The 19,788-nt window shown below is 69.7% G+C and carries 17 protein-coding genes and 1 pseudogene; 9 read left to right on the top strand and 9 right to left on the bottom strand.

The genetic code is table 11. The features are described 5' to 3' along the window. From ACFZBP_RS10810 to ACFZBP_RS10800, 3 genes are all read left to right on the top strand, one after another. Entirely contained in the window at positions 1–645 is a 645-nt protein-coding gene (locus ACFZBP_RS10810) for a type III effector protein (RefSeq protein WP_391411856.1), read from the top strand. Between the two features lie 94 nt (positions 646–739). After that, complete coding sequence (locus tag ACFZBP_RS10805; RefSeq protein ID WP_383443916.1) at positions 740–1,198, top strand: SRPBCC family protein; 459 nt, start codon at positions 740–742, stop codon at positions 1,196–1,198. A 233-nt stretch (positions 1,199–1,431) separates the two neighbouring features. Continuing rightward, positions 1,432–2,538 carry a hypothetical protein gene (locus ACFZBP_RS10800; protein ID WP_391411854.1) on the top strand — a complete coding sequence of 369 codons (1,107 nt, stop codon included), beginning with the start codon at positions 1,432–1,434 and terminating at the stop codon, positions 2,536–2,538. Between the two features lie 168 nt (positions 2,539–2,706). Here the strand turns inward: ACFZBP_RS10800 and ACFZBP_RS10795 are convergent, their stop codons facing one another. Then, positions 2,707–4,473: an NlpC/P60 family protein gene (locus ACFZBP_RS10795; protein ID WP_391411852.1), complete on the bottom strand. Its 1,767-nt coding sequence runs from the start codon at positions 4,471–4,473 to the stop codon at positions 2,707–2,709. A gap of 434 nt (positions 4,474–4,907) precedes the next feature. Here ACFZBP_RS10795 and ACFZBP_RS10790 point away from each other — a divergent pair, with 434 nt between their 5' ends. Further along, the gene (locus ACFZBP_RS10790) at positions 4,908–5,291 is read left to right on the top strand and encodes a hypothetical protein (RefSeq protein WP_383443925.1); all 384 of its coding nucleotides are present in this window, start codon (positions 4,908–4,910) and stop codon (positions 5,289–5,291) included. A 309-nt stretch (positions 5,292–5,600) separates the two neighbouring features. On the opposite strand, the gene ACFZBP_RS10785 is transcribed toward ACFZBP_RS10790, so the two are convergent. Together ACFZBP_RS10785 and ACFZBP_RS10780 are read right to left on the bottom strand one after the other, a co-directional pair. Beyond that, positions 5,601–6,827 (bottom strand): FAD-dependent oxidoreductase, encoded by a 1,227-nt coding sequence (locus tag ACFZBP_RS10785; RefSeq protein ID WP_391411849.1) that lies wholly within the window; start codon positions 6,825–6,827, stop codon positions 5,601–5,603. Between the two features lie 226 nt (positions 6,828–7,053). After that, the gene (locus ACFZBP_RS10780) at positions 7,054–7,998 is read right to left on the bottom strand and encodes an RNA polymerase sigma-70 factor (protein ID WP_391411847.1); all 945 of its coding nucleotides are present in this window, start codon (positions 7,996–7,998) and stop codon (positions 7,054–7,056) included. A gap of 94 nt (positions 7,999–8,092) precedes the next feature. Between ACFZBP_RS10780 and ACFZBP_RS10775 the strand changes: the two genes are divergently transcribed. Then, positions 8,093–8,656, top strand: a complete 564-nt coding sequence (locus ACFZBP_RS10775) for a hypothetical protein (protein WP_391411845.1) — start codon at positions 8,093–8,095, stop codon at positions 8,654–8,656. Between the two features lie 430 nt (positions 8,657–9,086). Here the strand turns inward: ACFZBP_RS10775 and ACFZBP_RS10770 are convergent, their stop codons facing one another. From ACFZBP_RS10770 to ACFZBP_RS10755, 4 genes and pseudogenes are all read right to left on the bottom strand, one after another. Further along, positions 9,087–12,107 carry an NACHT domain-containing protein gene (locus ACFZBP_RS10770; RefSeq protein ID WP_391411843.1) on the bottom strand — a complete coding sequence of 1,007 codons (3,021 nt, stop codon included), beginning with the start codon at positions 12,105–12,107 and terminating at the stop codon, positions 9,087–9,089. A gap of 245 nt (positions 12,108–12,352) precedes the next feature. Next, a pseudogene (locus ACFZBP_RS10765) lies at positions 12,353–12,922 on the bottom strand (hypothetical protein); the annotation flags it as partial. 112 nt (positions 12,923–13,034) lie between these two features. Next, a complete protein-coding gene (locus ACFZBP_RS10760; RefSeq protein ID WP_391411841.1) occupies positions 13,035–13,817 on the bottom strand; it encodes a phosphotransferase in 783 nt (260 codons plus the stop codon). Between the two features lie 581 nt (positions 13,818–14,398). Continuing rightward, positions 14,399–15,673, bottom strand: a complete 1,275-nt coding sequence (locus ACFZBP_RS10755; protein WP_391411839.1) for an ArgE/DapE family deacylase — start codon at positions 15,671–15,673, stop codon at positions 14,399–14,401. 169 nt (positions 15,674–15,842) lie between these two features. Here ACFZBP_RS10755 and ACFZBP_RS10750 point away from each other — a divergent pair, with 169 nt between their 5' ends. Beyond that, positions 15,843–16,280: an Lrp/AsnC ligand binding domain-containing protein gene (locus ACFZBP_RS10750; RefSeq protein WP_391411837.1), complete on the top strand. Its 438-nt coding sequence runs from the start codon at positions 15,843–15,845 to the stop codon at positions 16,278–16,280. A 192-nt stretch (positions 16,281–16,472) separates the two neighbouring features. Here the strand turns inward: ACFZBP_RS10750 and ACFZBP_RS10745 are convergent, their stop codons facing one another. Together ACFZBP_RS10745 and ACFZBP_RS10740 are read right to left on the bottom strand one after the other, a co-directional pair. Beyond that, positions 16,473–16,634: a hypothetical protein gene (locus ACFZBP_RS10745; RefSeq protein WP_391411835.1), complete on the bottom strand. Its 162-nt coding sequence runs from the start codon at positions 16,632–16,634 to the stop codon at positions 16,473–16,475. A 62-nt stretch (positions 16,635–16,696) separates the two neighbouring features. Further along, positions 16,697–17,101 carry a DUF6192 family protein gene (locus ACFZBP_RS10740; protein WP_391411833.1) on the bottom strand — a complete coding sequence of 135 codons (405 nt, stop codon included), beginning with the start codon at positions 17,099–17,101 and terminating at the stop codon, positions 16,697–16,699. A gap of 433 nt (positions 17,102–17,534) precedes the next feature. Between ACFZBP_RS10740 and ACFZBP_RS10735 the strand changes: the two genes are divergently transcribed. The 3 genes from ACFZBP_RS10735 to ACFZBP_RS10725 all read left to right on the top strand — a co-directional run bounded on the left by ACFZBP_RS10735 (position 17,535) and on the right by ACFZBP_RS10725 (position 19,649). Then, complete coding sequence (locus tag ACFZBP_RS10735; protein WP_383443949.1) at positions 17,535–17,813, top strand: hypothetical protein; 279 nt, start codon at positions 17,535–17,537, stop codon at positions 17,811–17,813. A gap of 181 nt (positions 17,814–17,994) precedes the next feature. Next, positions 17,995–19,122 (top strand): helix-turn-helix domain-containing protein, encoded by a 1,128-nt coding sequence (locus ACFZBP_RS10730; RefSeq protein ID WP_391411830.1) that lies wholly within the window; start codon positions 17,995–17,997, stop codon positions 19,120–19,122. Between the two features lie 2 nt (positions 19,123–19,124). Further along, positions 19,125–19,649 carry a hypothetical protein gene (locus ACFZBP_RS10725; RefSeq protein WP_391411828.1) on the top strand — a complete coding sequence of 175 codons (525 nt, stop codon included), beginning with the start codon at positions 19,125–19,127 and terminating at the stop codon, positions 19,647–19,649. The last annotated feature ends 139 nt before the right edge of the window (positions 19,650–19,788 follow it).

Raw genomic sequence — 19,788 nt, 5'->3', positions numbered from 1 at the left:
ATGGCAGCGTCCGGCCGGCCGACCCAGACCCCGCCCGCCCCCCGCACCGACCCGCAGAACCCGGCCTCCTTCCTCGCGGCCGCGGCGGCCCTGGAAACCATCAACGACGCCCTGAGCGCCGCCCAGCACGAGACGTCCGGCCCCACGCCCGACGCCCAGCCCACCCGGGCCGAGCAGGCGCTGGCCTCTCTCCTGCTGCTGCGGCAGATCCGCGAACAGCTCGCCGGATGGGAAACCGGCCTGATCGAAACCGCCCGCGACGCAGGCGCCAGCTGGGCCGACCTCGCCCACCCCCTCGGCGTCGCCAGCCGCCAGGCCGCCGAACGCCGCTATCTGCGCAACCGGCCGGGCCCCGCCGGCACCACCGGTGAACAGCGAGTCCAGGCCACCCGCGAACGCCGCGCCGCCGACCGCAACCTCGCCGCCTGGGCCCGTGACAACGCCACCGGGCTGCGCCGCATCGCCGGCCAGATCACCGCCCTCACCGACCTGCCCACCGCCGCCCGCCGCCCGCTCGACCAGCTCCACGCGGCCCTCGCCGAGGACGACCCCACGGCCCTCATCCACCCCCTGAACGCCACCCGCCCCCACCTGATGACCGGCCACCCCCATCTCGCCGACCAGATCGACACCCTCCTGGGCTGAGAGCCCTCCCGGGGTGAGCGCTCGGTCCGGTGACCGGCGTCTCTTGTAGAGAGCGGGCTCGTGGGTACTCGCGGCGTTGAAAGGAGGCAACGAGATGAGCACGGTCAAGGAAGCAGTGGAGGTCGAGGTCCCCCTCGGTACCGCCTACAACCAGTGGACGCAGTTCGAGGAGTTCCCGAACTTCATGGAAGGCGTCGAGGAGGTCAGGCAGCTCGACGACCGCCACAATCACTGGACCACCAAGATCGGTGGGATACGGCGTGAGTTCGACACCGAGATCGTCGACCAGCTCCCTGACGAGCGGATCACGTGGCGCACCACCAGCGGTGACACCCGGCAGAAGGGCACGGTCCGTTTCCAGCGAGTGGACGACACCCACACCCGGGTGGAACTCGTGATGGACGTCGAGGCGAGCGGCGCCGCCGAGAAGGCCGCCGATGTGCTGGGGACCATCGACCGGCGCGTCAAGGGCGACATGCGGCGCTTCAAGGACTACATCGAGCACCGAGGGACCGAGAGCGGAAGCTGGCGCGGCCGCGTCACGCCCGGTTGAGCGTGCCGTTGTCCGACCGTCGGGTTGGGGATTCCGCGGAGGCCTCGGCCCTGCGGCCCCCCAACCCGACCGGCCGCAACGGCACGTCCTAGGTCGGCCGCGACGACACGTACTCGGTCGACCTGCATTCGTGTCAGGATGCGGCGATGGTGTGGCTTGGGAAACGCGGGGGACGCCCGGCCGGGCGCGTGGTTGTGGTACCCGTTCAGGTTCCGGTTGCGGTTGTGGTTGCGATGGGGCTTGTGGCGGGTGCGGTGCTGACGCTGACCGCCTGCGGCCCAGCCGATTCGCGCGGCGTCGGGGACGGGGCCGCGGGGGACCGCGAGGCGCGGTACAGACATGTCATCGAGAATCCCCACCCCCGCCCTGCCGATGTCATCGAGGCAGCGGGCGCGCCCACTGGCGTGGCCCGCGCGGACGACGGCTCCCTGCTGTTGACGTACCACGCCGCCAATGTCGAGGACGACGAGGGCCCGGCCGCCACCGCTTGGCGGATCGTGGGCCCCGACGGCCGTACGGTCGCCGAGCAGGCGGAACACGCGAACGCGGAGGCGGCACCGCCCGCGTTCAAGGGCGTGCCCGGCGGCTTCGTGCGGGTGCCACCGGGAGAGGCCGCCGACGGCGCGTTCGCTCTCGACGTACACGGCAAGCGACGCGAAGTCGTGGTCACCAGTGGCCCGTTGACCCCCCGCCCGGGCGACGTCCTCCTCTCCGAGAGGGAACCGTCCCTCATCTACCGCCCCACCGCGCGTACGGTCGCGCCCCCCGCCGCGGTGCCGGAGAACGCCGTCCGCCTCGCCGTGGACGAACGCGGCACGGCGTGGAGTCTGGACCAGCCCCTGACCGAGGACCCCGAGCGCGTCGTCTGGCAGCGCGACGGCCGCACCCTGGGCTCCCGAGCCGTCCCGAAACCGTACGCAGGCGGCACCGTCGTCGCGCGGGGCGGGACCGCCGCGCTGTCCCTCATCCACGGCGAAGCCGTACGCGGCCTGCTGCTGACGACCGACGGCGGCGCGCACTGGCGGACCATCCTCGGTGCCGGCATCCCGTTCCAGGACTTCGAACATGACCCGCAGTCACTGGCCCTTGAACTGCTTACGGACGGACGCCTGCTCGTAGGCGGTGCGGCCGGCCGCTACTGGCTCGCCGCCGACCGCACCAACCGCGCCTTCCACGAGCTGAGGACACCGGCGCCGTTCACCTCGCTGACGGTCGACGGCACGGTGCTCTACGGCATAGCGGACGCGACGACGGCGACGTACGACCTGGTGAAGGGCGAGGGCCTGTGGATCTCTCGCGACGCCGGCCGCGGTTGGCGGCCTCACGAGCGGCTCGGATGACAGCGGCCCGGCGCAGGCCGCCTGGGAGCCCAATGTGACCAGCGACTCCGTCCACTGGAGGATGGAGGCCCGCGGAGATCGCCTCCTCGACCTGGTCTTCGGTCGGCTCTACCAGGTTGCCGGTGCCACCCCTGATGGTGACTTGGTTCGTGGTGGGTGCGGGGTGGGTCAGAGGCGGCGGATGACGCGCAGTGCGTGGGTGTAGAGGTCGTTGGAGGTGCCGTCGATGATGGATTTCGCGCCGATGTCGGCCATGGTGGGGCCGTTGGGTGTCTTGCGGCTGGAGACGAAGCGGTGTTTGCCGTGTTGGTCGGGGCCCATGTAGATGCCGGTGTGGGAGACGGCGCCGTCGTCGGGGTCGTTCCAGAAGAGCAGGTCGCCGATCCGCAGTGCGTCGAGCTGAGGTGGGGTGTCGGTGGCCTGGGCTATGAGGACGCCGGGGCTGGAGGCGGCTTGTGACTGGGCGGTGCGGGGCAGGTAGCGGCGCTGGTTGGTGTCCGGGGCGAGGCTCATGGGAACGCCGAGGTGGTAGCCGTAGACCATGCGGACGAGCCCTGAGCAGTCGAGGTTCTTGAGCCACTTCGGGTCCGGGGTCTGGGTGACGCGCTCGCCGCTGGGGAAGGTCCAGGGGAGTCCCATGTATTCGTGGAAGTCTGCGCCCACTTCGCGCAGTCCGGAGGGCAGAGGCTTGCTGTAGCCGGATTCGCCGAGTACCTGGGTGCCGGGGCGGGCGGGGTCGGTGACGGCGGGTGCGTACGGCCGGTACATCGAGGAGTACGTGAGGGCGTCGGGCGAGGTGTCGCCCGCCCAGGTGCGGATCTGCTGTTCGAGGTCGGCTGTCCAGGTGCCGTCGAAGGGCTGCGGGAGGACCCTCACCCAGGTGTCGTGGGTGACGACCGGCGGGTCGGTCCAAGCCGCGGTGTCGATGCGGAAGTCGTAGACGCGTGCCTGGGGGAGCACGGTGGCACCGGTCGAGGCGAGGGCCCGAACGCCGACCGTGCCCGAGCGGAAGACGGCGTCCGGGGCCTTTTCCGGGTCGCGGACGCTGTGGTGCCACATGTCGGTGGGCTCGTCGTCCACGCCTGTCGTGGCGTGCCGCCAGGCGCGGGCGCGCAGGACGTCGCCGGTCTTCTCGACCCGAACCCACCAGTGGTCGAACGCGGCGAAGCCGGTGCCGACGGTGACGGCCGCGCTCAGGGTGGTTGTGGTGTCGGCGAGTTCCTTCTCCAGGACGAGCTGGACGTCTCCGGCGGGGGTGACGATCAGCCGTGCCCGGTAGTGGTTGTTGACGTCCTTGGCGGCGAAGACGAGGCCGAGGGAGGCGGGCGCCCCGACGGGGAGTTTGTCGAAGGAGAACCGGGCGGCGGTGTACACGTCGCCGATGCCGTGGTCGGGAAGCAGGCTGTAGCGGCTCTTGCCGGCGGCGAGCGTGATGGCGGCCCGGCCGCTGTCGACGAAGTAGTCCGTGTCGGCGCCGTTGTGGTGGGACCAGGTCCCACCGCCGGGGGACATGCCCCAGCCGCCGGTGGGCGGGGTCCGGTCGAACGCGTCGTGGACCGTCTTCTTCTGCTCGGTGAACCAGCGCCGCGCTCCCTTCAGCGTCACCGTCCGCGCCCCTGTGGTGAGCGTCGCGATCACCCCGGTGGCGTCCGAGACCTCCATGCCGCCGGTGATCACACGGGTCGTCAGGGGGCCGACCGGTCGCGGGGCGTAGTGCCAGGGGTCGGCCGGGTCGACCAGGACGGGAACCCGGAAGCCCGGCGGCTGCGCGGCGGACTCGGCCGACGCCACAGCCGGGGCCGCTGCCGCCTGCGTCGGCGTGACTGCCGGGAGGGCGTCCGGGCCGACGGCGCTCGCGGCCGGGGCGGTGGCGAGCGGCAGGGTGCTGCCTGCCGCGGCGCCGGCGAAGGCGGTGAGGGCCGCTCTGCGGCTCATCGGGAATTTCCTTGCGGACATGCGGCGGCCCCCCGGGTGTGGAAACGCGCGATCGGATGATCGTGCGAGGAGTGACCTTACCGATCTCCTCGGCCCATCTTCCTTTACGACCGGGTCCGCTGAGTCCGTCAGGGACGAAGGAGACCTTCCGGCCGGGCTGCTGATCGTCTCTCAGGGGCCGATGTCGGCCGCCGAGGGTAGGCGCGGGTGAGTTCGATCCCGCGGTGGAGGGCGACGACCACAGCAGGAACGCGGTCTCCGGGCTCAGCCTCGGGCCCTCCTGCAGACACGGTGGGCCGGGAGCGGTGGGGTCAACCTCGCACATGTGAGGTTCACGCAGCGCGGGACCGCTTGTGAGGATGCTGCACACGCAATCGGGGCGCGGAAGGGCGACCACCCAGCAGCCGCGTACCCGCCGACCAAGGGGGAAGACGATGCTCAAGAAGATCAAGCGGACCGCCGTGGCCCTGGCTCTGGCCACCGGTACTCTCGCCGCCACCGCTGCGACCGCGCACGCAGGTGAAGTGGGAGCGCGGCAGGGGGACTACGCCGGATGCAAGGTCGGCTATGTCTGCATGTACCAGAACGAGGCCGACTGGAACGCCGGCAAGCCCAGCCACCGCTGGTACGAGTACGGCGCCCACAACCTGAACAACCAGTACGGCACCAAGTGGGTCTTCAACAACCAGCACTCGGGCGCGAAGACCCGCCTGTGCTACGGGTACAACGGCGCCAACTGCACCGGCCTGATCATCAACAGCTACACCGTCGGCGTGGCCGACATCACGCCGATCAACAGCATCAAGCTCTACCAGTAGTAGTCCGCTCCAGCGGTCCGCGAGGGCGGCAGTGACCCTCCGGACCCTCCACAGGCCCCGGGAGAAGACGTCCCCCGGGGCCCGGTGCAGCCGAACTTGACCACCCACCCGTCGCCTTGCCCGGGCTTCGTGCGTCAGCTGCGAGACCTCGCCAGGCGGAGCGTGCGTTCGTCGTCGCAGATCCCCACCGCCAGGCGGACGGCGGGGTGTTCGTCGGTGCCGCGCACGGCAGCAACCGCAGGCATACGGTCCCCGTTTCAAGCCACCGTCTGCGAGAAACATGTCCGGTGCCGCCCCGCGCCGTACGCCTCACACCGCGGTCTTCACCGCCGAGTCCGCCCGCTCCGTCCGGCCCACCTGGTCCGCCCCGTTCGCCGACCGGACCATTCGACGGCGGCGGACCGGCATGCCCACTGTCGGGTGGGCGACGCTCCAAGCCGCGCCCTTGCAGATGGCTTCCTTGTAGAGGGCGGCGAGGCGGCCGGTGAGTGCCTTGGGGACGGCCCGGTCGTCCGCGGTGACCAACTGGATCAGGCCCTCCTTGCGGCCGAGCGAGATGCACTGCTGGAAGTAGCGGATCGGAACCGTCGGGAGCTTTCCGCCGGTCAGGCGGGCCGCGATGGCGTCGGCGGCCTGCCACGCCGTGGGGGTACCAGAGGCGCACGACATCCGCAGCGGCTTGTCGCCGGGGCCTGCCACGAAGGCCGCGTCGCCGACGGCGTACACGTCGGGGTGCGAGACCGAGCGCATGGTCGCGTCGACCACGATCTGGCCCGTGCCGGAGACCTCCAGCGTGCTGGCCGCCGCGATCGGGTGGACGGCGAACCCGGTGGCCCACACGGTGACCGCGGCCCGGACGGACGTGCCGCCGGTGAGGACGTGGTCGACCTCGACGGCGGTGACGGCGGCGTGCTCGTGCACGGTGATGCCGAGCCCGGCGAAGACCTTCCGCAGATGCGCTCGGCCCTTGTCGGAGAGCCAGTCTCCGAAGCCGCCGCGGGCCACGAGGGCGACGTCCAGGTCCGGGCGGGTCTCGGCGATCTCGGTCGCGGCCTCCACGCCGGTGAGACCGCCGCCGACGACCACGACGGGCTGTCCCGCGTCCAGCCGGGCCAGCCGCTCACGCAGCCGGAGCGCTCCGCGGCGGCCGGAGATCTCGTGAGCGTGCTCGGCGGTGCCGGGGACACCCTGGGGGTTCCAGCCGCTGCCGAGGGCGTAGACGAGGGTGTCGTACTCCAGTTCCTGCTGCCCGGCGCCGTGCGCGTCGACGACGGTGACGGTGCTGCGGTCGGCGTCGATACCGGTGACCTCGGCGAGTTTCACCTCGACGCCGGTGCCCGCGAACATCTCGTCGAGGGGGCGGGGCTTGAGCTCCTGGCCGACGGCGAGCTGGTGCATCCGCACGCGTTCGACGAAGTCGGGCTCGGCGTTGACGAGGGTGATGGCGACGTCTGCGCGGTGCAGCCGCTTGGCGAGGCGCCCGGCGGTGATGGCTCCGGTGTAGCCGGCTCCGAGGACGATGATGCGGTGCTGCATTTCCTGCTCCTGTCTGCGCGGGTCCGACGCTTTCCTTGCTCGGTTACGCCCCTTGAACCGGGCAGCCCGCGCTTTCCTGACAGCAGCAGGATGTGAAGCAGGTCACATCTTTGCCGGCAGGTGTGACCAGGTCCTTCGGGCCGTCGGAGGGCCTTGGGGAGCCCGTCGAAAGGTCTGCGGACGGCGTTCGCCAGCAGACTCGAAGACTCAGACAGAGACTCCAGACTCAGAAGGCGTGGAACAGGGGTTTCCCGTGCTCGCTGGCCGCCCACACCTCGGTCGCGCGTTCCAGCTTGTCGGGGTTGACCTGGCTGCGGAACGCGACGATGCCGTCCGCGCCGATCTCCAGGCAGATGACTCCGACGACCCGGCCGTCGACGACCGCCAGGATCGCGGGGCCGCCGTTGGCCGTCGAGATGTGGATCTCGGGTGAGCCGCCGACCATGGCCCGCTTGACCGGGGCCGGCTTGAACAGGCCCCGCATGAACTTCGCGACCGCGAGGGCACCCTCGAACGCCTTGGCGCGGGCCGGGACCTTCCCGCCGCCGTCGCCGACCGCGATGGCATCGGCGGTGAGCAGCTTGACCAGCGGCTCGGTCTTCCCGCTGGTGGCCGCCGCGAGAAACTCCTCGACGATCCGCCGGGCCGCCGCCTCGTCGATCTCCGTACGGGCCTTGCCCGCCGCCACGTGCTTCTTCGCGCGGTGGAAGATCTGCTGGCTGGCGGCCTCGCTGATCTCGAGGATCTCGGCGATCTCCCGGTGCGGGTAGTCGAAGGCCTCCTTCAGCACGTACACGGCCCGCTCGTTGGGGGTGAGGCGCTCGAGCAGGGTGAGGACCGCGTACGAGACGGATTCGCGCTGTTCGGCGGTGTCGGCCGGGCCGAGCATCGGGTCGCCGGCGAGCAGCGGCTCGGGCAGCCACTGGCCCACGTAGGTCTCCCGGCGTGCGCGGGCCGAGGTGAGCTGGTTGAGGCACAGGTTGGTGAGCACCTTCGTCAGCCAGGCGTCGGGCACTTCGATCCGGTCGACGTCGGCCGCCTGCCAGCGCAGGAAGGTCTCCTGCACGGCGTCCTCCGCCTCGCTCGCCGACCCGAGGAGACGGTAGGCGATCGCTTCCAGACGGGGCCTCGTCGCCTCGAACCGGTCCACGTCGTGCGTCGTCAGCGCCATGCCCCGGATCCTAGACGGTCTCTGGATGTCTGGTCCTCACCCGGCCTGCCGGCTCGCTCACGGGACCGGCATGGATGCCGATAACGTCTGTTCCATGATCGACCTCGATGCGCTGATGCGCCTCTGTCCGCCGCCCGCCAACCCGCCACCCCCGGTGGACTGGGCGCAAGCCGAGCGAGCCCTCGGCACGGCTCTGCCCGCCGACTACAAGCGGCTTGTGGAGGCATACGGCGACGGCATCTTCGACGACACGATCTGGCTGCTCGTCCCCGACTCCGCCTACGACGACTGCGACCTGCACGCACAGACAGCGCAGCGGGACGAGATCCTGGCCGACCTGTGGGAGTTCGAGGACAAGCCGGCCGGTCTGCAGGAGGCGGGGGCGAGGGTGCTGCCGTGGGCCTTCGAGGAGGGCACGGGGGCGTTCCTGTACTGGCTGGCGCGGCCCGGCCGGCACCCCGACGAGTGGAGCGTGCTCTACAACGAGGGGCGCGGTCCCCTGTGGGAGCACCACGACATGGGGTGCCTCGCCTTCCTGCTGGCGGTGCTCGCCGGAACGGCCGAAACGGAGTACTTCGGTCACCTCCACCAAGTACTGAAGCCGACAGAGCACCGTTTTGCCACGGCCGACGAAACCCTCGGAGCGGTCGGGCAGTGATGCCGTCGGCCGCACCCGGCAACGTGGCGACCCGGGCACGGTCTGCAGGTCAAGGCGCGTCAGCGGCGAGGCCAGGGCGGGCTCAGTCGTTCGTCGGGCCGTTCCACGCCACGGCGGTGTACCACGGTGCATGCGGCGCGGGTCGGCGACGACGTTTCAGGGACATGCTGCTGCCGCTGCCGTACGGCAGCGGCAGCACCGTCTCTCCTCAAGGACGAGGCCAGTTCGTGGTCCTCAGCCGCCCGACCATGGAAGCCATCGGCCCAGCCGTCATCATCGCCGGGTTTCTACCCGTCCCTCCACCTAGGGACGCCATCGACGGGCCGAGCGATGCCGAACCAGGCCGATCGTTCCGCACACACAGCGCGGCGAGGTCGCGTACGGCGTTGCCGCTGATCTCGACCGGCCCCAGGCATCTACCCGCACCCGACTACTCGCCGTGCGGGACCCCGAATTGGGCGGCTTCCGCGCGTCCTTGGAGCAGCTCACGCAGTTCAGCGGGGGCATGTGCCGACAGCGCCTCGACGAAGTGCCGCGCTTCCTGTCCGGGGAAGCGCTTCAGGTCACGGTCCAGCAGACCGACGAGCACGGGCCGCAGATGCCGCATGAGCACGCCCTCCCGGTCGGAGACGAGGAGCGCGTTGCCGACGCGCCGGTACAGGACCTGCGTCTCCTCCAGAGACATCCCGGTTCCGCCTTGCAGCCACAGCTTCAGCAGATCGTGCAGGACCGAGGTGCCGAGTCTGCTGCCGCCTCCATTGAACGTGGTGAGCAACGGGCCCAATGACTCGAACAGCGGGCGCAGAGCCTGAAGAGCGACACCGTCGTTCGTCCCCGCAGCGAGGTCCATCTTGTGCCAGATCTCTCTCCAGTAGGTGCGCTGCCACCAAACGTCCTCCTGCTCCCGCGGCACCCGGTAGAGCCAATGCGCGTCCGTTGCCTCCGGCTTGGTCAGCTCGTCCTGCCGGAGACGAACCGTCAGATCCCGCCGGGTTCCGTCGCGGGTCCGTCGCAGGCTCAGGGCAAGAGCGAAGTCGGTCCACTGTGTCTCCTCGAAGGAGGAGCGCCAAAGCAGTGCACGGCTGTGCCATGCGTCCCCCGGGTCGTCCGCGGTGGGGAAGAGCGCACCGGCTGTCGTCTCGTCGGTCAGCAGGAGTACGAACATCACCAGGTTCGCGCTGTATATGCCGTGGCGGACCGTGGCACGCAGCCGCTGGGGGAGGTACGTGGCGTACGGCTGGTCGGCCCGCAGCTCACGTTCGCCGAGCACCCGGATGACCAGGCCGGACAGGCGCTCGCGGTCGTCCTCGGTCAGTTGCTCGAGCCGTGCCCGGGCGAAGCGGAGCATCTGCCGCGAGAAGACGGGAGCGAAGGAGAGCAGCGCGAACAGCATGTCGTCGTCGAGCGGTTCACTGCCCATCGAGAAGACAGGACGGTGATCGAGCAGTCGCGTCAACAACTGCACTGCCAGTCGCGCGGTCAGGTACTCCCCGAACGTGGCGTGCAAGAACTCGTAGGTGGACAGTGTGTGTCCGCCTCTGATCGACTGCGCGCGCTGAACGAAGAAGAACCGACCGAGGGTGATCTCGGCCTGTCCCAGAGGTTCCCGGAAGTCGGACGGCTGGTGCGCGTGGCGTCCGAGCAGCGCGGCGAGATCCTCCTCGAGTTCAGCCGTCGACGCCCACTGGCGTCGCCGGTTGAGCATCGCGAAGGCGACGAGCGAGAGCCGTTGAAGCTCCCGCTCCAAGAGGTCGTCGACCTGGGCGTCCCGCAAGGCGTCCCGCGCGTCCTTGGCCACCTCCCGACGGGCGAAGGAACCGAGCAGCGCCTCGTACAGGTCGGCCTCACCCAGTGGACGCTCGTCCGCCCCCTGCAAGTCGTTACCCGCCGCGTGATACAGAGCAAGCATCGTCAACAGCAGCGGCTGGCCGACCAGGGTGCGATACGGTTCGAGAACCTCCCAGGTGAGTGCCGACAGGCGCCGGGCGGTGAAGTGGCGGGCGTTGGAGAGGTTCCACTGCTGTAGCCAAGCCTCGATCTGCTCCCGGCGGAAGGGCTCCAAGCGCATCGCGACAGTCCCCTGCGGATAGCGCACCCGGTCCGCCACCGCGGTCCGGCTCGTCACCAGGGCGACCAGCGGACGTCCTTGTTCCCACTCCCGTTCCTGGAAACGGGCCACCTTCACCAGGAAGTCGTTCTGATGCACTCCGGTGGTCTGTAACAGCTCGTCGAACCCGTCGAGCAGGAGCACGGGCAGGGCGGTGCCGGCGGACCGTACCAGCGCGGGCCAAGTGACCTGCTCGCCGGTGGTGTCACGAACAGCATGTTCGAGCTGATCCTGCAGTTCGTCGTCCGCGCGCACATCGCGCAGCGCCACCCGCACCGGCAGGAATCCGGCCGCCGGCAGTCGGGCCGCGAGGATCCGGGACAGGACCGACTTGCCGGCGCCCGGCTGTCCCAACACCAGCAAGGGAGCGAGAGTGAGTCCCTCCGATGTCAGAGCGCCCGTCAGATACTCGGTGAGGTCACGGCGTACCGGGGCCTCCTCCCACCAGTCCTCGGCGGCAGGGCTGCCCTGCCCGTCGACCGCGCGCACCCGGAAGTCGGGATCCAGATACGCCTCTCCGAGCGTCGGGACATGCATGCCCTCTGGAGCGGTCTCGGTGTCGAGGATGCGGCGGTGCAGGACCGCCTGGTGTGCCCGGGACAGTGCCTGGGCGACGTCCACCGGAGGATCGTGCGGCATGACAGGCACCGACAGCAGCGCTTCCAGCCCCGCGAGGGCTCGCCGTAGTTCGACGCGCGTGGCCTGATGGTCCAACCGGCCCGACCAGTAACGGAATTCGGGCGCCTCGACCACCAGACGGGAGTACAGGCTTTCGTAGCGCTCGACCGCCCGCTCGGGCAGCGAGTCGTGCACCGTGTCCGCGATCTCTGAGCGGATGGACGCGGGCAACTCCTCCCACACGGCCAGCCCCCGCAGGAAGTTGACGACCCGGGAAGCCAGACGGCCGTACCACGCGCGGAGCCCGACAAGGGTGTCCTCGTACGGCAGATGAGGGGCGGGATGTGGAGCGTCCACCTGCATCATGGCCTGCGCGAAGCCATCGTCCCAGGCAGGCCGGCCGCCCGCGACAGTGATCTGTTCACGACGGCTCAGCAGGAGGTCGTTCAAGGACAGGGGCGGATCTTCCTGCACCACCGCTTCGAGGGCTTCCTCGAGGACCTCGAAGAACGCCAGTACGACGATCACGGTGTGCGCGGCGTCCAACAGTTGGGTTCGCTCCGCGCGCCCCTGCGCGCGTCCCAGTCGTGCACTCACACCATGCGCCGCGGCGCGTCCCAGACCGAGAATCCTCCCGCGAGAGTCGAACATGCCGAGCAGCCCACCGCTCAGACCGCCCGTAGCCATGTTGAGCGCTCCCGCGATCGCGCGGTCCAGCGCTGCCATGGCGGGAGGGTCCTCGCCCAGAAGCACCAGCGCGTCCCCGAACGACAGCAGCCTCCGCGGCCCCACAGCGCCCCCAGGATGTGCACTCGCCCAGCATCGCAGCCAGCCTGGCACAGATCCCGTGCGGGACCATCCCCTTCGTCGTCATCAACGAGGGGGATCCTCCAAGTCGAGCCGACTGCTGTGCGTGCGGGACCTGACCCCGAATCTCGCACGACATGTTCGAGAACCTCTGAGCTTGTTCTTTATGGTCTGTGTCGGTTTCGTGCGGCGACGCTCTCGGGTCGTTTCACGGTCCGGCCCACGTCGTAGCGGGTGTCGGGGCGCCGGATCTTCGAGCCAAGTGGCCCTCCGAGTCCGGGAGTTGGGGGTCTGGTGCACGGGCGGGACAGGAAGGTGCGGGCGGAGGTTCCGAAGCCCGGCGGACTCGGGCCGGCGTGAGCCGACCGGGCCTCGGGGGACTACTCCCACGGCCGCTTCAGGTCGGCGGCGGCCCCGCTCAGGAGCCGGAGTTGGGTGTGGACGGCGATGATCAGCCAGGTCCCGCGCTCGCCGGCCTCGGGGACCGCAACCTCGATGGTGTCGAGTTCGCCGGTGTGGTCGATCCACGCGGAACGGGTGGTCAGCCTCGAGTGCATGCGGTTCCCAGGCCATCGCGCGGGCGGTTCCGTATCGGTCGGTGACCTGCACGGTTGCCGCGTCCGGGGCGCCCCCGGGCCTCCGGCTTGGCGAAGCGGAACACCTTGGCCGTGCTTCGGCGGCCGCCCACCCCGGGGACAGGCCTGGGCGTACCAGGCGCCCGTCGGCGGCCCGCGGCATCGGCAGGCCGGCCAGCATCAGTCGCTTCAATGTCCGGCGAATGCCGAGGTGAGTGATCCAGTTGGAGGTGTCGTTCGACGCCGGGAGCCAGACACGGGCACTGATGCCTCAGCCTGCGAGCAGGGCCTGCATCCACTGGTCTTCGCGTTGCTCGATGTATTCGGCGTCGTTTCGCCAGGCGTCACCATGGCCTTCGGCCCACAGCCTTGCCCAGGGCTGGGCTCCTTGGGCTGCCTGGTCGCGCAGGAAGTCGTGCATGGAACGCGTACGGCGCCCCAGCACAGGGACCAACCGACGCCGTTCGGACTCAGCCAGACCGTAGGCGTCGACGAAGACTCGCAGTCGGTCCGCCGCGTCCGGGCTCTGCCAGTCCGGATGCGCGGACAGCGGGATGAACCCGTGAATGGCGTATGCGACATCCCACAGGCGCGAGCCGGGACCTGCAGCGTCCCAGTCGATGAAGGCCCACCGTGCCTCGTCTGCGACCACGAGGTTCCAGGGGGCCAGGTCGTGATGGGCGATGATGTCACTGCCCTCAGCGGGGATCAGCGTCTGCCACCGCGCATCGGACGGCGGCGTGAAGTCCTGCACGGCGTCGTGGAAGTCCCGGATCAGCCGCGCCACGCGAGCCAGTTGTCGAGCGGGTTCCATCAGCGAGAACCGGTCGGGCCAGACCACATCTCCCGGCATGAAGGTCAGGACCTCACGCCCCTGATCGTCGATGCCGAGCGGACGAGGCGCCGCGCCGAATCCCACCTCGTGCAGGTGGGCAAGCAGGGCATGCACAGCGGGAGTCCATGGTCCGGCCGGACGGCGAACGGTGTCCCCGACGCGCACGACACCATCACTGACGTTGCCGCCGGACAAAGGCTGTTCATCATCGTGCCGCATCGAACCAGTGTGTCGGATCAGCTCGTCGTCATCACCCTATTAAGAGGGGAGCGCCAGAGTAGGGACGGAGGTTGAAGAACAAGCCAAGTGCTTGTTTCTCAACCTCCCGGCTACGTGATCTCGTGACTGAGCGCCTGAGTCGGCCCTACGTTCCAGGCACGGGATGGTCGAGCCCTCCGTATGGTTGGGCCGCCCAAGGGCACCGGACACGACCTGGTTGGCTGCCGCCTGTTGCTGCAATGGCTTGGCCGCCCGGCGCCCCACGACGAGCCGGAGCTGAATCGAGACGACGAGTCTTGTCCGTTCTCGGCAGACTGGGGACAGGTCCACCGACGTGAGCGGGATGATCGAGTGCAGACCCCTGGCCCGGATCTGGGGCGAGGACGACGATGACGCGGTCTGGCGCGCAGCCATCGACCTCTTCCCTGCCGATGAGTCGGGTCACGGTAGAGGCCCCTGGGCCGGTGGTCGAGAACTGCCGTACTGTCGCCGCCGCCGGCCACCGCGCCGACCGCCTCCGGCCCGCCGCGGGCAGGCCACTTCGACCGGGTTACGAGCAGCGGGTAGGGGGCTGGCGGCTACTACTTGGTGCCGACCATGCGCAGTGTGGCGAGCACCAGTGCCCGGGTGACGGTGACGACTTCGCTCACGCGGACCTGTTCCTGTGGACCGTGTGCGAGGCGTACGTCACCGGGGCCGTACTGCAGGGTGGGAATGCCCGCCCCGGAGTACAGTCGCAGGTCACTGCCGTAGGGGGCGCCTCGCTCGGAAGGTCGCGGGCCGCTGGTGACGTCGGCGTGCGCGTCGGCGACCTGGGCCGCGAGAGGATGCCCGGCCGGCAGCCGTCCGCTGGCGAACTGTCCGCCGGGCCACGTCACCGTGGCGGGGTGGGAGCGCAGCCAGGGGTCGGCCGCGCAGGCTTCGGCCACGCACGCCTCCAGTTCGGTGCGTGCCTGGGCCGGATCCTCGCCCAGCCGGACGCCCAGTCTTCCTTCGGCCACCAGCAGGTCGGGCACGCTGCTGGCCCAGTCGCCGGAATGGACGGTGCCGACGGACAGCGGGTAGGGGATGGGGTATTCGGACATGAGCGGGTCGGCGTCGGCGTTGCGGCGGGCTTCCAGATGGGCGAGGGCGCGGTGGATGGGCAGGTAGGCGTCGATGGCGCTCACTCCCACGTATCTGGTGCTGCCGTGGGTGGCCCGGCCGGGTACTTGGATACGAAACGTCAGGGCGCCGGCGTTCGCAGTCATGAGCGCGCCGCTGGTCGGTTCGGTGATGATGCAGGCGTCACCGGTGTGGCCCCGTTGGAGGGTGCCGAACGCTCCGAGTCCTCCGTCCTCTTCGCTGACTACGAAGTGCGCGGACACCTGGCCGCGCAGCCTTGCGCCCGCTTCCCGTATCGCGGCCAGGGCGGCGAGTATCGCCACCACCCCCGCCTTCATGTCGCACGCTCCTCGAGCGTGCACCACGTCCCCGGTGACCCGGGGGCGGAAGGGGGCACCCTCCCATTGCGCCAGGTCCCCGGGAGGGACGACGTCGACGTGCCCCTGGAGGACCAGGGTCGGCCCGTCGCCCCGGGGCCGCGCGCCGCCCACCAGGCCCCACGCCTCCGTGCGCGAAGCCTCGCTGCCGGGAAAATGGGGATGGGCACGAAGCTCGGGCAGGTTCATGGACCACAGGTCGACATCGAGGTCCATCCGCTCCAGATGCCGGGCCAGGACGTGCTGAAGCTCGGACTCCGCGGCGCTCCCCGTCACGCTCGGGACAACGAGAAGTTCCAGCAGCAACCGGGCGATGGCCGCCTCGTCCACCGCGGCCAGTGCCGAGGCTTCCACATCGCTCAGGCTTGCGGTCATCTCAACACTGCTCCCGTCACGTGACATCAGGACAAGCCGGAGACTATGTTCGGCGGACAACGCAAGCAATCGCCATTTGCTGCTACCTACTGTCACTTTCTTGCAATGCCAGCGGGTTCACGGCCAATTCTTGCGCTGCGCCGCAGACTCTGACATCTGGAGTGAGGTCATGGACGCCATCGATCAAGCGATCATCCGCTGCGTGCTGCACAACGCACGTGCCACGTATGCCCAGATCGGCAAGGCGGCCGGGCTGTCGGCACCCGCCGCCAAGCGGCGTCTCGACCGCCTGGTGGCCACCGGCGCGATCCGGGGTTTCACCGCTCTCGTCGATCCTCAGGCGTTGGCCTGGCATACCGAGGCTTTCGTCGAGGTCTACTGCACCGGCAATCCCACCCCCGCCGAACTGTGCCAAGCCCTGCAGGACATCCCCGAGGTCGTCGAAGCCTGTACGGTCTCCGGCGCCGCCGACGCCGTCGTCCACATGCTCGCCAGAGACATCCCCCACCTGGAACAGGCCATCCAACGCGTGCGCGCCACCGCTCCCGTCGAACGGACCGAGAGTGCCATCGTGCTCTCCCGGCTGTTGAACCGGCCTCGCGTGTGATCGACACCGTGGGATCACCGCGAGTGCCGAGGCTCGCGTCGTCCGTCGGCCAACTGTGACGCTCAAAGGGCCAACTCAGACGCTCAGTCACGGAGCTTGGGATGGACAGCGGATCGGTTGGGTCGAGCAGGTTGGATGACGGCGGGTGAGATGTCGTGCGACGTGGCAAGATCTGCGCTTTGCTCAATGGCCTCACCGCGGTGAACTGCGGTGGAACGACTGCGGTGAGCTGCGGCTTGCGCAAAGAAGGGGACGATCCGTCCGGCGGGGGTGGCCTCGCCACCGCCCTGCGACGAAGGAGTGGAAGGCCGTGACCAGGTCCAAGAATTCCCTGCTTCGCTCGATGTGCCTCACGGCCGGCGCGACGGGGCACGTGCGGTCGAAGTCCTCGCGGGCTTGCCGGTGTGGCGTTCGTTCTATGCATGGTTGACCTGGAAACGGGCGGTGTCCTCGCTCATCGCCTTGAACGCGGCGACCAGCCGCCGCAGCAGACTCGTCGCGGCCGCCGCCGCGACCGACTCGTCTCGCGTGAACTCCTCCACCGCCCGGACCTTGTTCTCCGTGGAGACTTTGGCCGCGACCGGCGGACGCCTGAGGAAGTCGGTGGTGAGCGTCGCCGCGACCTCCTCGTCCTGGGCCAGGTGGTGGATCGCGGTGATCTTCTCCTGCGGGGTCTCCGGGCTGTCGACCGTGCATCCCACCCGCCGCTTGGCGTCGTCCCTCATCCACCGCGTCTTCCGCTCGGGCGGGGTCGGGACCGCCTCGAACCTCTCGTTGTCGTCCTCGATCCGCGCGAGGATGCGGTGGATCGTGAACGACACGCCCGCCTGGGCGTGCTACTTCGGTCAGCGGGAGTGGTCCACCTGGCGTTCTTCACCGTGCTGACGCGGCTCTCCAGTTGGCCGCCTCGTTGCCACAAAGGACCAGGCGGCTCGACGCTCGTTCTCGGTCCAGGTGGTGACGGTGTGTGAGGTGCGTGGGGCAGCCGTGTCTGTCGGTCGTTGTGTTGTCTCGGTGATGGGCTTGAGCGTTCCGAGAGAGCCGGAGGCCGGTTTCGACCGTGTTGTGACTGATGTTGACCGTTGTACACGTGCGGAAGTGTCGGATACCGCAGCGATGTCATTTACGTACGGTAGCGGTAGGCGTTCGTTTCGGTGAGCATGTAGCTTCCCCTCAACGCACGAGTGAGCCCCGGCACGGCGGGATACCAGACCGGGGCCCAACTCAACTCTTCTTCTCGACCAAGGAGTTGGAATGCCCCCTGACCGAACTTCTGGCTTCGGCCGTTCACTGGATCTGGACCGGCCCAAGCGGTTCGACCGTAGCATCCCGCAGCAGACCGCAGTTGAAACCCGCGATCTGCATGACAGGGAAGTCAACATGCAGGTAGGGGCGTTCCTTGCCGCCCCCGTCCTTGGCATCGTGCTGGTCCTGCGGCCGGAGGCGCTGGAACTCGCCGCGACCGCGGTCTGCGTACTGCTGGCTGCAACACGGCGCTCGCATCTGCGCTACCGGCGGCTTCGCACCGCCTGACGAATACGTGTCCGCCGCTCGGTGTGGCCTCGGCTGCCGGGCGGCGGACACCGGGAGCGCGGCAGACGCAGCAGCCGGGTGCGCAGATGCGTGGAGAACGCAGAGACGAGTTCTGCGTATCTGCTCATTTCCGCACCCGCCCGCTCCCGGTAGGCACGTCCGCGGAAGGGATGTCCCTGTCATGACTCCGAAAGACTTTGGCCCGGCCTACTGCCTCAACCCCCACTGCGGCAAACCGATCGGCCGCAACGCCGGTTCGGGTCGGCCACGCACCTACTGCAGCGACGCCTGCGGACGCGCCTACCGCAGGGCCCGAGAGAAGTCGCCCACCCCCGACACGGTCGCCCACAACGACTTCACCGACCAGGTCGCGGCCGACCTCGGCCGGGTCGTCAACCATCTGCTGTATCGGGCCCTCGCACAACAGCCCCTGGCCGCCCTGAGTCTCATACGCACCGTCGAGGGCGACCTCGAGGACCTCAAGGCCGCCCTCGTCCAGCAGGCACGCGACCAGCGCCAGAAGAACCCCGACATCGCAGAGTGCCTGGGCCTGCCCCCCGAGCAACTCACCCGCAAACTCTCCGCGGACGCCGTACGCCGCCGTATGGAGAGCCGCCCCCTGCGCACCCGGACACGCGTCCGCCTCCCGCGCCAGGCCGCCCTGCCGACAGCCCCGTCGCCCCGGACCGCGCTGCCGCCCCGGACCGCGCCGGCTCCCCGCATCCCCGGCCAGCGAGGGCCGGCGGCCGGCGGAGGAGAGATGACACCGTCCCGGGCCCGGGACCCCGACCGCAACCCGGCCGGTCCGGCCGCCGTCCTCACCCGCGCCCTCTCCCACCTGCAGCGCCTCAGCGGCAGGAGCCTGCGCGAACTCGCGGATGACACCGACGTGTCAGCCTCCTACGTCTCCCGTGTCCTGAGCGGCGAACGCTGCCCGTCATGGAAGGTCACCCGGCTCTTCACCCTCGCCTGCGGGGGAGACCCGGCGGAGGTCCAGCCGCTGTGGGTGGCAGCCCGCGGACAGGCCCCCAGCCAGCGCCAGAGTCTGCCGGCCGCCTTGCGCGGACTGCACCTGGCCGCCGCCCGGCCCCACACGGAACAGATCGGCGCACACACCCGCCTGACCGCACACACCATCACCGGAATGCTCAACGGCACCGCCCTGCCCTCCTGGGAAGACGTGGAGGAACTCGCACACGCCCTCAACGCCGAGGCCCAGCCGCTTCGGCCCCTCTGGAACGCCGCATGTGCCGCTCTGGCCGCCCCGCTGCCACCCGCAGCCGGCCCCGTCGCCAAGGTGATCGGATAACCATGCACACCACACGCCTCCCGGTCCGTACTCCCACCGACCCGGCGCACCTGTCACACCCGCGGAGCAGTCATGCCCTGCCGCGTCGACCAACTCGACTGGACCTGACGCTGCCGCCTGCCTTCGAGGCATTCTGCGTCCTCAACCGCGACAGCTACCTCGACTACAGCCACGTCCACCTGCCGCCCCAACAAGCCCACCGGCTGGTCCGCCGCGTGCTCGGTGAACTTGCCGTCGGCTGGAGTGAGATCGTCAGTAACCCCAACCCGTCGGCCAAAGCGTGGACGGTGCTGCGCACCCGCGTGGAGGCCGCCGCTCCTGCGCCGCGCGGCCTCGACGCCTGTCCCGCGCAGCAGTACGACGCGCTGGTTCTGCACTGCAGGCTCGGCTACAGCAGTATGGCCGCCGCCTGTGTCATGGGTCTGGACGCCAGCAAGGTCCGTTACCTGGTCCTGTCGGCAACCGCAGCCCACCGCCACGTCGTACGACAACTCCGCCCTCGGGCCGCAGCCGCTCACGCAGCCTGACCGAACAAACCTCCTGCCCCGCAGGCGACTGTTCCGGGGCAGGACCGGGCCACGGCGGCCGCCGCCCCCCGGCCTCCGCCACGCTGCTCCGGAGGCTGAGCTGTTGCTGACTGGCAGCGGCGCCAAAGGGGGAGCGGCT

It is taken from the genome of Streptomyces sp. NPDC008086 (assembly GCF_042957325.1).
GTDB lineage: Bacteria > Actinomycetota > Actinomycetes > Streptomycetales > Streptomycetaceae > Streptomyces.
This window is presented reverse-complemented; position numbering and strand designations above follow the sequence as displayed.

Bases quoted from the DNA above. Each gene is read 5' to 3' on its own strand.
- ACFZBP_RS10810 (WP_391411856.1), top strand. From the start codon at position 1: ATGGCAGCGTCCGGCCGGCCGACCCAGACCCCGCCCGCCCCCCGCACC.
- ACFZBP_RS10805 (WP_383443916.1), top strand. From the start codon at position 740: ATGAGCACGGTCAAGGAAGCAGTGGAGGTCGAGGTCCCCCTCGGTACC.
- ACFZBP_RS10800 (WP_391411854.1), top strand. From the start codon at position 1,432: ATGGGGCTTGTGGCGGGTGCGGTGCTGACGCTGACCGCCTGCGGCCCA.
- ACFZBP_RS10795 (WP_391411852.1), bottom strand. From the start codon at position 4,473: ATGAGCCGCAGAGCGGCCCTCACCGCCTTCGCCGGCGCCGCGGCAGGC.
- ACFZBP_RS10790 (WP_383443925.1), top strand. From the start codon at position 4,908: ATGCTCAAGAAGATCAAGCGGACCGCCGTGGCCCTGGCTCTGGCCACC.
- ACFZBP_RS10785 (WP_391411849.1), bottom strand. From the start codon at position 6,827: ATGCAGCACCGCATCATCGTCCTCGGAGCCGGCTACACCGGAGCCATC.
- ACFZBP_RS10780 (WP_391411847.1), bottom strand. From the start codon at position 7,998: ATGGCGCTGACGACGCACGACGTGGACCGGTTCGAGGCGACGAGGCCC.
- ACFZBP_RS10775 (WP_391411845.1), top strand. From the start codon at position 8,093: ATGATCGACCTCGATGCGCTGATGCGCCTCTGTCCGCCGCCCGCCAAC.
- ACFZBP_RS10770 (WP_391411843.1), bottom strand. From the start codon at position 12,107: ATGGCAGCGCTGGACCGCGCGATCGCGGGAGCGCTCAACATGGCTACG.
- ACFZBP_RS10760 (WP_391411841.1), bottom strand. From the start codon at position 13,817: ATGCGGCACGATGATGAACAGCCTTTGTCCGGCGGCAACGTCAGTGAT.
- ACFZBP_RS10755 (WP_391411839.1), bottom strand. From the start codon at position 15,673: ATGACCGCAAGCCTGAGCGATGTGGAAGCCTCGGCACTGGCCGCGGTG.
- ACFZBP_RS10750 (WP_391411837.1), top strand. From the start codon at position 15,843: ATGGACGCCATCGATCAAGCGATCATCCGCTGCGTGCTGCACAACGCA.
- ACFZBP_RS10735 (WP_383443949.1), top strand. From the start codon at position 17,535: ATGCCCCCTGACCGAACTTCTGGCTTCGGCCGTTCACTGGATCTGGAC.
- ACFZBP_RS10730 (WP_391411830.1), top strand. From the start codon at position 17,995: ATGACTCCGAAAGACTTTGGCCCGGCCTACTGCCTCAACCCCCACTGC.
- ACFZBP_RS10725 (WP_391411828.1), top strand. From the start codon at position 19,125: ATGCACACCACACGCCTCCCGGTCCGTACTCCCACCGACCCGGCGCAC.